The 12,856-nt window shown below is 68.1% G+C and carries 11 protein-coding genes and 1 pseudogene; 7 read left to right on the top strand and 5 right to left on the bottom strand.

All coding sequences use genetic code 11. The annotated features are described in order from the left end of the window. Positions 1-24 precede the first annotated feature (24 nt). The 3 genes and pseudogenes from AC0662_RS36390 to AC0662_RS36380 all read left to right on the top strand — a co-directional run. Positions 25-528: pseudogene (locus AC0662_RS36390) on the top strand (pyridoxine/pyridoxamine 5'-phosphate oxidase); the annotation flags it as partial. Positions 529-599: 71 nt separating this feature from the next. Next, positions 600-707 carry a pyridoxine 5'-phosphate oxidase C-terminal domain-containing protein gene (locus tag AC0662_RS36385; RefSeq protein WP_478306373.1) on the top strand — a complete coding sequence of 36 codons (108 nt, stop codon included), beginning with the start codon at positions 600-602 and terminating at the stop codon, positions 705-707. Beyond that, the gene (locus AC0662_RS36380) at positions 698-1,363 is read left to right on the top strand and encodes a maleylpyruvate isomerase family mycothiol-dependent enzyme (protein ID WP_478306371.1); all 666 of its coding nucleotides are present in this window, start codon (positions 698-700) and stop codon (positions 1,361-1,363) included. Before AC0662_RS36385 ends, AC0662_RS36380 begins: the two co-directional genes overlap by 10 nt. A 189-nt stretch (positions 1,364-1,552) precedes the next feature. Here AC0662_RS36380 and AC0662_RS36375 read toward each other — a convergent pair whose 3' ends face one another. The 5 genes from AC0662_RS36375 to AC0662_RS36355 are packed head-to-tail and all read right to left on the bottom strand — an operon-like array spanning position 1,553 to position 7,735. After that, a complete protein-coding gene (locus AC0662_RS36375; protein WP_478306369.1) occupies positions 1,553-3,583 on the bottom strand; it encodes a DUF4185 domain-containing protein in 2,031 nt (676 codons plus the stop codon). Between the two features lie 5 nt (positions 3,584-3,588). Then, positions 3,589-4,614, bottom strand: a complete 1,026-nt coding sequence (locus AC0662_RS36370) for a glycoside hydrolase family 172 protein (RefSeq protein WP_452202563.1) — start codon at positions 4,612-4,614, stop codon at positions 3,589-3,591. Positions 4,615-4,627: 13 nt separating this feature from the next. Then, positions 4,628-5,428 (bottom strand): carbohydrate ABC transporter permease, encoded by an 801-nt coding sequence (locus tag AC0662_RS36365; RefSeq protein ID WP_452202561.1) that lies wholly within the window; start codon positions 5,426-5,428, stop codon positions 4,628-4,630. Continuing rightward, positions 5,415-6,368 carry a carbohydrate ABC transporter permease gene (locus tag AC0662_RS36360; RefSeq protein ID WP_452202559.1) on the bottom strand — a complete coding sequence of 318 codons (954 nt, stop codon included), beginning with the start codon at positions 6,366-6,368 and terminating at the stop codon, positions 5,415-5,417. Before AC0662_RS36360 ends, AC0662_RS36365 begins: the two co-directional genes overlap by 14 nt. Then, complete coding sequence (locus tag AC0662_RS36355; RefSeq protein WP_452202557.1) at positions 6,368-7,735, bottom strand: ABC transporter substrate-binding protein; 1,368 nt, start codon at positions 7,733-7,735, stop codon at positions 6,368-6,370. Before AC0662_RS36355 ends, AC0662_RS36360 begins: the two co-directional genes overlap by 1 nt. A 232-nt stretch (positions 7,736-7,967) precedes the next feature. On the opposite strand from AC0662_RS36355, the gene AC0662_RS36350 reads away from it, so the two are divergent. From AC0662_RS36350 to AC0662_RS36335, 4 genes are all read left to right on the top strand, one after another. Then, positions 7,968-8,630, top strand: coding sequence for a KpsF/GutQ family sugar-phosphate isomerase (locus AC0662_RS36350; RefSeq protein WP_452202555.1), 663 nt, complete (start codon positions 7,968-7,970; stop codon positions 8,628-8,630). Next, positions 8,627-9,580: a ribokinase gene (locus AC0662_RS36345; protein ID WP_452202553.1), complete on the top strand. Its 954-nt coding sequence runs from the start codon at positions 8,627-8,629 to the stop codon at positions 9,578-9,580. The genes AC0662_RS36350 and AC0662_RS36345 overlap by 4 nt, the downstream gene beginning before the upstream one ends. Before the next feature lie 69 nt (positions 9,581-9,649). Next, entirely contained in the window at positions 9,650-10,651 is a 1,002-nt protein-coding gene (locus AC0662_RS36340; RefSeq protein WP_452202551.1) for a LacI family DNA-binding transcriptional regulator, read from the top strand. 434 nt (positions 10,652-11,085) lie between these two features. Next, entirely contained in the window at positions 11,086-12,090 is a 1,005-nt protein-coding gene (locus AC0662_RS36335; RefSeq protein WP_452202549.1) for a LacI family DNA-binding transcriptional regulator, read from the top strand. Positions 12,091-12,856 lie beyond the last annotated feature (766 nt).

Raw genomic sequence — 12,856 nt, 5'->3', positions numbered from 1 at the left:
TGAGTCTAATGGGATATCGGGTTGATGCCATGTGAACACGTGACTTATGGTCGAGCCGTGACCGACCTCCGTACGCGACTGCGCGCCGTGCCGACGCTGACCGGGAGCCCGCCGTCCTGGGATCCCACGCGGACTCCCGCGACCCCGCACCCGCTGTTTGTCGACTGGCTGCTGACGGCCGTTGACCAGCAAGTGCCCGAGCCGTGTGCGGCGACGCTGTCGACCGTCCGCGCCGACGGTCGCCCGAACGGCCGCGTCCTGATCCTGAAGAACGTGACCGACGACGGCTGGCAGTTCGCGTCGTCCTCGACCAGCCGCAAAGGCGAGGAGCTGGCAACCTCGCCGTACGCCGCCCTGACGTTCTACTGGATCCCGCTCGGGCGCCAGGTCCGCGTCCTGGGACGTGTCGAGCCCGCGGCCCCGGAGGATTCCGCGCGGGACTTCCTGCTGCGGTCACCGGGTGCTCGAGCCGAGGCGCTGGTCGGCCGGCAGAGCGCCGTACTCGAGGACCGTGCGGAGGTCGAGGTCGCGGCGAAGGAGCAGGCGAGCGCATCGCGCGCGAGCCGGACCTGGTCGCGCCGAACTGGACCCTGTACACGTTGCGCGCCGAGGAGGTCGAGTTCTGGCAGGCCGACCCGGACCGCCGGCACGTGCGACTCCGTTACCGCTGGGAAGACGACTGGACGAAGGAGCTCTTGTGGCCCTGACCGATGTACGCGCCGCCGCCGACCAACTGCTGGCTCTGACAGCGGACCTCGACGAACCCACCGCCCGCGCCGCGTCCGCCCTCCCCGGATGGTCGCGCGGCCACGTGATCACGCACATCGCGTACTTCTCCGAGGCCATGACCCGTCAGGTCGACGAAGCGCTCCAGGGCCGCCTCATCGAGGTGTACGACGGCGGTCGCCCCGCCCGTGACGCGGCGATCGAAGCCGGCGCCGACCGCCCCGCCGCGGAGCTGAAGGCCCACCTGACCGAAGCCGTCACCACGCTGATGGCCTCGTGGGACAAGGTCAGCCCCACCGACTGGCCGCTGCCGATCCTGCACCGCGACAGCAACTTGGCCGCCGGTCTGAACGCCACCTGGCGAGAGCTCACCATCCACACCTCGGACCTCGACCTGGGCATCACCCCAGCCAACTGGTCCACCCCGTTCTGCGAACACCTCCTGGACTTCCTCCGCCCGCGCACCCCCGAAGGCGTCCACCTGGTGCTCGACTCCCCCGACCTCACCTGGGACAACGGCACCGGCGACGAGGTCCACCTGACCGGCACCCTCACCGACCTCACCGCCTGGTACGCCGGCCGCTCCCCCATCGGCCCGATCACCGGCGACCAGCCCGAACTCCTCCCCTGGCCGTGAACCGCCACCACTCACCAACCTCAGCCCGCGGCGCCGAGCCAGGCGTACCCCGGCCTCGCGATCCAGCGAATCGGGTGGTTGGTGAGTGGTGGCGGTCCGCCAGGCCATCACAATCGCCGGTCCGGCCCGGGTGTGAGCGTGGGCACCCGGGTCGGCGAGCGATTGTGATGGCTTGCAGGTCCGCCTCTCTCAGCTGACCGTGAAGTCGTCGACCTGGATCCACGTGTCCTTGTTCGGACCGGTGAAGCCGGCGTAGACCGTGAGTTCGTGAGTGTCGGCCGGGACCTTCACCGTGACCTCGTGGTGGACGTAGCCGGTGCCGGCGCCGAACGTGGTGCTCCCGAGATCCGTCGTACCGGCGCGGACACCGAAGCGACCCTGGTCCGCCGGGAGGTTGGCCGAGGCGTTGACCCACGCGCCGAAGGTGTACGTCGCCCCGGGCGTGACGGGAACGGTTTGGTACAGGTCGCTGAATCCCGTGCAGGTGCAGCGGATCCACCCGTTGTTCGCGCCGGAGTGGGCGAATCCGAGACCACGGTCCACACCGTTGGCCGCCGTACCCTCGAACTGCCACGCGGGCTTCCCGCCGCCCGTACCTTCGAAGCCGCCGTCCGCGAGCTGCGAGACGAAGCGGACGCCGAGCTCGGAGATCGTCGTATAGGACCGCGTCCCACCCGGCAACCCGATCACTCGCACGCCGTCGGTCTCCTGCGTCGGGAACGTGATCGTGTACGTCGTGTTCGCCCCGGCCGACGCATCACCCGGATAAGCGGGCGAGACCGTCTGCGAACCCACCTCGACCCACGAACCGTTCTGCTTCACCTGCACCCGAGGACGCCCCGTGAAGTAGCCGCCCTCGGCCGACACCGCGCCGGACGTGAACTCGACGTTGTTGACCTTGTGGCGAGCGGGCCACTCGTACCCCCACCACGACGCGCCCTTCACCTCGTCGTCGAAGTCCGACTCACTGCCCGTCTTAGCGCCGTCGTTCATCAGCGCGAGACTGCCCGAGTTCGTCGACTTGGAGATCGCGACCGCACCGGTCGCCGGCGCAGCGAGGTTGTCCGACCCCGGCAGGTTGGATGCCGGAGCGTCCGACGAGGGGGTGATGACGAGCTTGCGCAGGTTGAAGTTGTAGACCGACGTACCGATCCCGCCGCCGCCACACGGGCAGACGTTGGCCTGGATGTACATCGTCTTGCCGTCCGGCTGGATGAACTTCGACGGGATCGTGACGCCGTACCCGCCGTACTTCGAGGTCGACCACGGGTACCCGCCGAAGTCCTTGCTCATGAAGTGCTTCCAGGGACCCCACGGCGTCGCCGACTCGTAGAACTCGAAGGTGTACTCCGTCCAGGACGTGTACACGTATCGCTTCTGCTGCGGCAGGTACGTCACGCCACCCTGGCTGATCACGCTCAGGTTCGACGCGTTCGTCCCGTACGTCTGCGCGTACAGCCGCCGCGTGTCGGTGAGCACCGGCTTCTTGTCCGCGACCTTCGCCGACCACCCGGATCCGGTGTAGAACGTCCACGAGCCCCGGTCCTGCACCTTGTTCTTCGGTACCCGCGCCAGGAACACACTCTGCGGATCCGCCACCGTGTCGTCGAACGAGTCCCGCCAGTTCCCATCCAGCCCGTACGCGTACACGTACCCGTCCGGCGCCAGCGCCCCGCCCTTGCCGAAGTCCGCGAACCAGATCGTGGTGAACACATGGTCCGAGAACATCGGCTTCTTCTTGTCCCACGTCCACGTCTTCCCGTGGTCCGTCGACTTCAGGATCGTCGCCGCCGGTACGTCGTTGAAGTCCAGCGCGAGGTCCTGCACGGCGAGGTACAGCGTGTCGCCGACGCACACCATCCCGGTGGGTTTGCGGTTGTAGCCGGCGCCGCTCCAGACCGACCCGACCTGGTCGCCCTTCGAGATCGTTGCCCCGGACAAGTTTCCGGGGGTGCCGTTGATCTCGCTGACCGCGATGTCGGCGAAGTCGCCGGACGTGGAGAATCCCTTGCCGTCGCCGTTCGCGGCGTACAGCTTGTCGTTGCCGGCCCAGCAGGACGGCCAGAGGTCGCCGTCGCTCGAGCTGGGTGTTCCCTTGGACTCTACTTGGGCGGTACCTGCAGAGGAGGTGGACACAGGTGGTGCGGCATGCGATTGGGTGAGGAGCGTCGCCGATCCGAAGACCAGCGGGAGGACAGCAAGTAAGGCCCCACGCTTCATGAGCGCTATCCCTTCAAGGTCTGGTACCAGTACGCGACCGACGACCAGTCGTCGCTGCGCTTGTTGGCGTGCCCGTGCTCGATGGTCACGCGGATGGAGCGGAAGAACGTGATCGGGTCCTCGATGTGGAAGCGGTACAGCGAGATCTCGCCGCTCCAGTTGGCCCCGCCCGGCAACGTGATCCCGTGGTACGGCGCGGAGTACGCCTCGCTCGGGCACCACGCGGTGTTGAAGTAGTCCTCGGTCCCGGTGCCGTGCAATGACGGCGGGAACGGTTCGCCGTCGATGAAGATCATGTCGTCACCTTCGCCGTACCAGTTCCACTCGTCCGACTCGCGGAGGTTGCGGATGCTGACGACGCAGCCGACGTAATGCCCCTTGCCCTCGGTGTCGAGGACGACGTAGTTCCCGTCACCGGTGAGGTTCGTCCCCTCGACCTGGTACTGGCGCAGCGTCTCGTTCCCCTGCTCCACACCATCGGTCGGATGCTGCCGGTTGTACGACGCATGGAAGTACCCGAGCCCGTCCTGCGCACCGTCGAACAGCTCGTAGTCCACGTAGTAGTAGAAGAAGACAGGCGCCGTGCTGAGCTCAGAGATGATCTCCACGCGAGCACGCGACGCGAAGGGCATGTGGAACCAGCTGTTGAAACCCTTCCCGTCCTGCGGGCTCATCTGCAGCGGTGCAGATACGAAGTTCACAGTCTTCCCGTGCCCGACCCCGAAGAAGTCCCCGAGCGGGACGAGCACACTGGGTTGCGCCGAGTCCTCCCAGGTGATGCGGAGGATCAGCTTCCGCAGGTAGTCACCGTCCACCTCGTCCGGTCCCCACGCGCTGTCGCGTGCGACGGTGCACCAGATGTGGTTGATCGATCCCGGTCCCTCGATGTCCGCCAGTACGGCGGTCTCACCCGGGCGGATCGTCAGTCGGTCGTCGTTGCCACCGGTCCGGTCCCAGCTGGACGCGCGGCGGCGTTTCGAGTCCCGCAGCCTGGGCAGATCACGCAGGCTGCTGCCATAGTCGCCGTACATAGAAGCCTTTCGACTACTTGAGTCCGGTCGTCTTCATCGCGTCGACCAGGCGCTTCTGGCCCGCGACGAACACCACGACCGTGGGGATGGCCGCGATCACGGCGGCCGCGAGAATGAGGTTCCACGCGGAGGCGTACTGCCCCTGCATGCCGGACACACCGAGCTGGATCACCCGCAGGTCAGGGTTCCGGGTGATGGTCAGCGGCCAGAGGAACGCGTTCCAGTTGGCCAGGAAGAACAGCACCGACAGCGACGCGAGCACCGGACGGCTGAGCGGCAGGATGACGCTCCAGTACCGCCGCCAGTACCCACACCCGTCGAGGTCGGCCGCTTCCTCCAGCTCCCGCGGGATGTTCAGGTAGTACTGCCGGAGCAGGAAGATCCCGAACGCGTGGAAGATGCTCGGCACGATCAGGCCGGCGTAACTGTCCAGCAGACCTAGTTGCTTTGCCACTAGAAACAACGGAACTAGTATCACCGGCAGCGAGACCAGCAGCGTCGACATAATGCCGGAGAAGATGATCCCGCGCCCCGGAAACCGCAACCGGGCCAGCGCGTACGCCGCCATCGAGTGGAAGAACAGTGCGATCACGGTGACCGTGACGGCCACGATCGCCGAGTTCAGCATGAACCGCGGCATCGGGATCTTCAGCAACACGTACCGCAGGTTGTCCAGCGTCCAGTGCGACGGCCACCCGAAGTTGAACACGTCCTCGGCCGGCTTCAGCGCACTGATCAGGATCCAGAGCAACGGCGCGACCGCGATGATCGCCAGGACATGGGCAAGGATCGGAAGGACCTTAATCCTCGTCAAAGCGACCTCCTCGGGTGAAGCCGAACATCAGGCCGGTGCAGATGACGAGGATCGCCACCACCACGGTGGTCAGCGCGGCGGCGTACCCCATGTTGTTGAACGTGAAGGCCTGTTCGTAGATGTAGAGGACGACCGTGCTGGTCGCGCGGGCAGGGCCGCCCTTGGTGAGTACGAAGACCAGGTCGAACGCCTGCAGACCGGTGACCGCGCCGATCGTCGAGTTCACCACGACGAAGAAGCTGGTCGGGCGCAGCAGCGGCCAGATCACGAAGCGGAACCGTTGCCAAGGGCCCGCACCGTCGATCGCGGCGGCGTCCTCGAGCTCCTTCGGTACGTCCTTCAGGCCGGCCAGGAAGACCAGCATCTGGTAGCCCATCAGGAACCAGACACTGATCACCACGTACGTGCCGAGCGCGAGGGACGGCGTACCGAGGAAGGAGACGTCGCCGAGGCCGAGCGGGGCGAGCAGCTTGGACAGCGCGCCGCGCTTGTCGACCAGCAGGAACTGCCAGATCAGGCCGACCACGACCAGGCTCACCACGTTCGGCAGGAAGAACGCCGAGCGGACCCAGCCGATGCCCTTGAAGTGGTTGCGGACCAGCATCGCCAGCGCGAAGCTCACCACGAACGCGATCGGTACGAACGTGACGACGTACGTCGCGGTGACCTTCAGCGAGGCCCAGAGCTGGTCGTCGCCGGCCATCAGCTTGTAGTTGGCGAGACCGACGTACTGGTAGTTGCCGAAGCCGTCGACCTTGAAGAACGCGACGCCGAAGGCGAGCACCATCGGGATCGCGACGAAGATCAGCAGGCCGAGGGTGTCCGGCGCGAGGAAGGCGTACGCCGCCAACGCCTCGCGCCGTTTCCTCGTCAGGCCCGCCTTCGGTGTGGCGCGCGCACGGGCCACCGACTTGGACGGAGGGGCTGTCGTGGTCACCATCAGCTGATCGGCGCGCCCTGGTAGGTCTTCAGGAACGTGTCGATCTTCTGCGCGGCGTCAGCGGCCGCCTTGGCCGGGTCGGCCGCGTTCAGCTGGCAGGCCTGGATCGCGTCCGCGATCGGCTGGTACACCTCCGGTGGGAACCGCGGCTCGGGCTTGCCGGTCGGGGCGATCTCGCTGACGAACTTCTTCAGCGCCCCCTCGCTGAACGCGCCTTTCGCGTCCGCGGCCGTCTGCACCGACTTGCGCGGCGGCACGTTCGTCTTCACGACGGTGTTCCATTGCCGCTGCCGCTCGACACCGGCCTCGTCGGTCGACCCGAGTGCCCAGGCGATGAACTTCGCCGCGGCCTCGGGGTTCGCACCCTTCGAGTTCGCGACGAACGCCCAGCCGCCGAGGTCCGTGGCCGCCTTGCCGCCGTCCGGCGTGGGCAGCGGAATGATGCCGTACTTGAAGTTCTTCGCCTTGGCGCGCAGGTCGGCGACGGCCCAGATCCCGCTCTGCTGCATCGCGGCCGCGCCGGATCCGAGGTTCGACACCACGTCACCGCCACCGTCGCCGAGGGCCTTGCGCGGCGCGACCTTGTTCTTGACGGTGTCGCCCCAGAACTTCAGCGCCTGCACGGCGGCCGGCGAGTCGAACGCGGTCTTGCCGTCCTTGATCGCGTTGCCGTCGCCCTGCCACAGGAACGGGTACCAGGTGAAATTCTGGTAGTAGCCCGGGGTGGTCTCGAACATCACGCCGTACCGGTCCTTGCCGGTCAGCTTCTGCGCGACCGCGAGGGTCTGGTCCCAGGTCTTCGGCAGATCGGCCTCGGACAGGCCGGCCTTCTCGAACGCGGCCTCGCTGTAGTACATCGCGAGCGGCTCGATCTCCATCGGCAGGCCGTAGACCTTGCCGTCGACACTGCGAGCCTCGAGCAGGCCGGGCAGGTAGTCCTTCTTGGACTCGTCCGACAATGCGGACCCGAGATCCTGCAGTACGCCGCCGTTGTAGTAGCGGAGGAAGTCGCCGGGACTGATCAGGAAGATGTCCGGACCCTGGCCGGACTGGAACGCGGTCTGCAGCGTGGTCCCGTTCAGGTAGTCCTTGCCGGGGATGTAGCGCAGCTTGACCTTGACGTCGTTGTTCTTGTTCCACTCCGCGACCGTGTCGACGAACCACTTGCTCTGCGGTCCTTGGTCGTCGGACGGACCGTAGAAATTCCAGAACGACATCTCCTTGGCGTTGCCGCCCGAGGAGTTGCCGCCACAGGCGGACAGCAGCGGCACGCCCGCGGCGCTCGCCGCGAGGGCGCCCAGTCCGCCCCGCAGGACGGAGCGGCGGCTAGGTCCTGGCTGCCTGGCAGGGGAAGGTGTTGCGGCCATCAGGTGCTCCAGAGGTCTCTCGAACGGCCGAGCCGTGTGCTTCGAGGGGCAATCGATTTCTCGCAATCTACGAGCGGCGGCCTGAGCGGTCAAGGGCCGAGCCGGTGACGATGTGGTCAATTCGAGCGATTCCCCCGGCAGGCAAGGGTTTCGACCTGAGTGCAGGCGTTGACACCACGCGGCCCGGCTGCCTAATCTGCGGAAATCGATTTCTGAGATGAGAGGCGCTGGGATGCCAGTTGTGCCGAACCGTGCGTCCGCCCACCGCACGGCCGACGAGCTGTCCAGAGACCTGGTGGCACGGGGACTGCAAGCGGCGCGGGACGCCATCGAGACCGAGGCCGCGGCCGTGTCGGCGCTCGCCGACCGACTCGACGGAGTCTTCCTGGAGGTACTGACCGCGGTCGCGGCGTGCGAGGGTCACCTGGTGGTGACCGGCCTCGGGAAATCCGGTCTGGTCGGCCGGAAGATCGCGGCCACGCTGGCGAGCACCGGTACGCCGGCCACGTTCATCCACTCCGGTGACGCGTTGCACGGCGACTCCGGCGCGGTGACTTCACGCGACATCGTGCTGGCGTTGTCGGCATCGGGCGAGACCGCCGAGGTGTGTGCGTTCGCTCGGATGCTGCACGAGCGCGAGATCCCGGTGATCGCGATGACCGGGCGCGAGGAGTCGACGCTGGCGCGACTGTCGACGTACACGCTGGACACGATGGTGCTGCGCGAGGCGGATCCGTTGAATCTGGCCCCTACCGCGTCGACGACGGCCTCGCTGGCGATGGGTGACGCGCTGGCGTGCGCACTCGTCGTACTGCGGGAGTTCAGTCATCACGACTTCGCCCGGTTCCACCCATCCGGTGCCTTGGGCAAGCGTCTTGCGGAGGACCAGGCATGAGCGGGTACGACGTTTGTGTACTCGGCTCGTTCATGAAGGATCTCGTCGCCTCGGCGGAGCGGCGGCCGTTGCCGGGTGAGACCTTGCACGGGACCGGATTCGCGGAGTTCCTCGGCGGCAAGGGCGTGAACCAGGCGATCGCGGCGTCCCGGATGGGTGCGCGGACCGCGATCGTCGGCACCATCGGCGAGGACCGGTACGGCGAGGAGTTCCTCGAACTGCTGTCCTCGAACGGGGTCGACACGTCGTGGGTCGTCCAGCATCCTTCGCTGGGGACCGGCGTCGGACTGCCGCTGGTGCTGCCCGACGGCGGGAACTCGATCATCATCGTGTCCCGCGCGAACGCCGCGATCACGACCGCGGACATCGAGGCCGCCGCTGAGGTGCTGGCCGCTAGCAAAGTGCTGAGCGTCCAGCTCGAGCTCCCGGTCGAGGCGAGTCACACCGCGCTGCGGCTCGCCGCCGCCGCGGGCGTCACCACTATCCTCACTCCGGCCCCCGTCGGACCGGTCGATCCCGCGCTGGCGGCGTACGTCGACATCCTGGTACCGAACGAGGTCGAGGCCGCCGCCCTGACGGGCCTGAACTGTGACGACGAGAAGCAAGTACCGATGATCGCGCGCAAGCTCGCCGAGGACTGGGATCTGCGGGCCTGCGTCGTCACACTCGGGTCCCGCGGCGCGTACGTACTGGACCGGGTCGGTGGCTTCGAGGAACGGGTCGTGCCACACCAGGTCGACACCGTCGACACGGTCGGCGCCGGCGATGCGTTCTGCGGTTCACTGGCCGCTTCCCTCGCGGACGGGGCCGGGCTGGTTGACGCCGTACGACTGGCGAACGCGGCCGGAGCTCTGTCGACAACCGTTAACGGCGCCGCCGACTCCGCCCCCGACCGCGCCGCCGCACTCGCGCTCTTGGAGGACGTACCCCTCGGTTCACAGCCCACATGAGATCCTTTGGCGTGGATCGGAGTTAGAGTGCGATCCAGACGACCATCGGATCTCCAGCGGGGAGCGGGTATGACGACGATCTACGACGTCGCGCGTAGGTCGGGGGTGTCGCCGGCCACGGTCTCCCGGGTGCTGAGCGGCCGGCGGAACGTGGACCCGGAGCTGTCCGAGAAGGTCCGCGCCGCGGTCGCCGAGCTCGGGTACCGGCCGAACGGCGTCGCCCGGAACCTGCGCAAGTCCTCCACGAACCTGTGGGCGGTCGTCATCTCGGACATCGAGAACCCGTTCTTCACCTCGCTGGTCCGCGGCCTCGAGGACGTCGCGCAGACCGAGGGGTACCACGTCGTCCTCTGCAACTCCGACGAGGATCCGGCGAAGGAATCGGCGTACGCCTCGGCCGTCCTGACCGACCAGATGGCCGGCGTGGTGATCTCGCCGACGTCGACCGCCGAGGGCGTGCACCTGCTCGCCGACGCGAAGATCCCGATGGTGATGATCGACCGCCGCGTCGAGGGCGTCGAGGCCGACACCGTGCTGGTCGACAACGAGCACGGTGCGTTCGAAGGCGTCAAGCACCTGATCGACGGCGGGTACCGGCGGATCGCGTGCATCACCGGTCCGCGCAAGGTGTCGACGGCGATGGATCGCCTCGGCGGGTACCGGTCCGCGCTGCGAGCCGGCGGGATCCGGTACGACAAGGACTTGGTCCGGCACGCCGACTTCCGCGAGGCCGGTGGGTACGCCGCGATGGAAAGCCTCCTGGAACTCGCCGACCCGCCCGAGGCGCTCTTCGCCACCAACAACCTGATGACCGTCGGCGCCCTCGAATGCCTGGCCAAGAAGAGCCTCCGCGCCCCCGACGACATCGCCCTGGTCGGCTTCGACGACATCCCGTGGGCCGACCTCGTCATCCCCAGCCTCACCACGGTCGCCCAACCGACGTACGAACTGGGCCGCACCGCCGGCCTCCTCCTCAAAGACCGCACCGCCTCCCCCGGCCGCCCGCCCTCCACAGTCACCCTCCGCACCGAACTCCACATCAGAGCCACCTCAGCCCCGAAGAAGAGCTGACTTTCCACCCCGCCGCCCTTCCCGCCGGCCAGCGGTTGGCCCTCCCCGCCTTCCGCGCCGAGTCGTGGCATTCGGTTCGTCCCGCAAACGCCGAGTCGTGGCGTTCGGTTCGCGACCCCAAACCCGACTCGTGAATTGGGGCTGCGTTCCCGCAACCGGACTCCACGACTCGACGCACGGGACAGCTGCTCGCGCCGATTGACCGGTGCGGGAGGAGAGGTCGTGCGGGCTGGCGACGGGGGTCGGGCGCGCTGCCGGCAGCGCGCAACACCTCCCCGGCGTACCCGGCCTGAGTGGTCGGGGTGGTTCATGACTCGGGGAAGGAGGTGGGCGCGGGGTGATCGGGGGCCGGAGGATGTCGGCGTAGGGTTTGGGTTGGCGGGAAGAAGTGGTTTGGAGCTGGGGATGTCAACGTTGACATTACACTGGGGAACATGAGCGAACCTGCGCGGCGGCCGCGGCTCGAGGATGTGGCGGCGACCACCGGTGTGAGTATCAAGACCGTGTCGCGGGCCTTGCGGGGCGACCCGAAGGTCCGGGAGTCGACGCGGCAGCGAATCGTCGCGGAGGCCGACCGGCTCGGCGTACAGCTGAACGACGTCGCCGCGGGGCTGCGGCGGAAGAACCAGGCGATGACGTCGATCGGGGTCACGCTCGGCGACTGCACCAACCCGTTCTTCGCGCCGATGCTGCGCGGGATCCACTCGGTGGCGTCCGAGCGCGGGTACCTGGTGCTGACCGCCGACGCGCAGAACGACCCGGACCTCGAGCACCGCGCGATCCGGTCGTTCTTCGCGCACCGGGTGGCCGGGCTGATCATCGCGCCGGTCGGCGACGACCTCGGGTACCTGGCGAACGAGGCCCGCTTCGGCTCCGCGATCGTGTTCGTCGACTCCCCTCCCCCGGGCCTCGGCGAGTCGATGGACTCGGTCACCACCACGAACGCGGCCAGCACCACGTCCGGGATCGAGCACCTGCTCGCAAAGGGCCGCCGGCGAATCGCGTACCTCGGGCACCCGCGCAGCGGCAGCGGCGCCGAGGAACGCTGGGCCGGGTACGTCGCCGCGCTCGAAGCCGCAGGTATCGCCGTCGACCCGGCGCTGGTTCGCGACAACCTCGTCAGCGAGGACGACGCCCGCCGCGCCGCCGACGAACTGCTGCCGACCGCCGCGCCCGACGCCGTCTTCGTCGACAACAACCGCCTCTGCACCGGACTGCTGCAGTCCAAGGCGTTCGCGAGCCGACGGATCGACGTCGTCTGCTTCGACCGCTTCGAACTCGCCGCCGCGTTCGGCGTCTCGGTCATCGACAGCGACCCGTACGACGTCGGCCGCGCCGGCGCCCAACTCCTCTTCGAACGCCTCGCCGACCCCTCCCGAGCCCCCCACCGCCTAGAAGTCCCCGCCCGCCTCGTCGTCAACAACAACCCCACCTACTGACCCACACCAACAACCCGCGCGCCCCTCAGCCCCGGGCAGCACGCCGTTTGAGGGGCCAGCCCCTCAAAGTGTGGTTTGGCCCCCGAAGTTTTGGGTGCGCAACCCGCCGTTTGAGGGGCCGGCCCCTCAAACGGCGCAGTGCGGGGCGGGGCGGGGCGGGGCGGCGTAGCGCCTCGGACGAGGCGCACACGACTGCCGGAGGTACGCGCCCACGCGCACACGACTGGCGGAGGCGGATGCTGACGCGCCCGCCTCGGGCGAGGCGCACGCGACTGCCGGAGGCAGTCGCACTCACGCCCGGCGGAGGGCTCACGCCTGGCGAAGGCAAGTGCCCTCATGCCTGCGTGGGCAGACGGACTCATGCATGGTGGGGGCGGGTGTGCTCGCGCCTGCGTCGGCAGCTCGACAGGACGTATACGTCTACGGGCGTCAAGTCGGAGCCAGTTCCACGCTCAGGCACTCGTACCCGAACGGCACAAGCCCGGACACCTCCTGTCGAGATGCCGGTGGGCCCGGCCCACCCCGCGTCCAGCAGCCGCCGCCCCCGCAGAGGATGCGTTTGAGGGGGCGCCCCCTCAAACGGAGGGTTGCCCCCTGGGATTCTGGGTCCGCAACCCACCGGCTCAGGGGGCGACCCCTCAAACGTTTCCGTGGGGCGAGCCAGGCCGCGGGATACGAACCGCGGACGCCTCGCGTCGTGGGAGCGCGAACGGCGGGGCGCCTCGCGTCGTGGAAGCGCGAACGCCGGGGCGCCTCGCCGCCGTGG

The sequence above is a fragment of the Kribbella sp. NPDC043289 genome (assembly GCF_056436705.1).
This window is presented reverse-complemented; position numbering and strand designations above follow the sequence as displayed.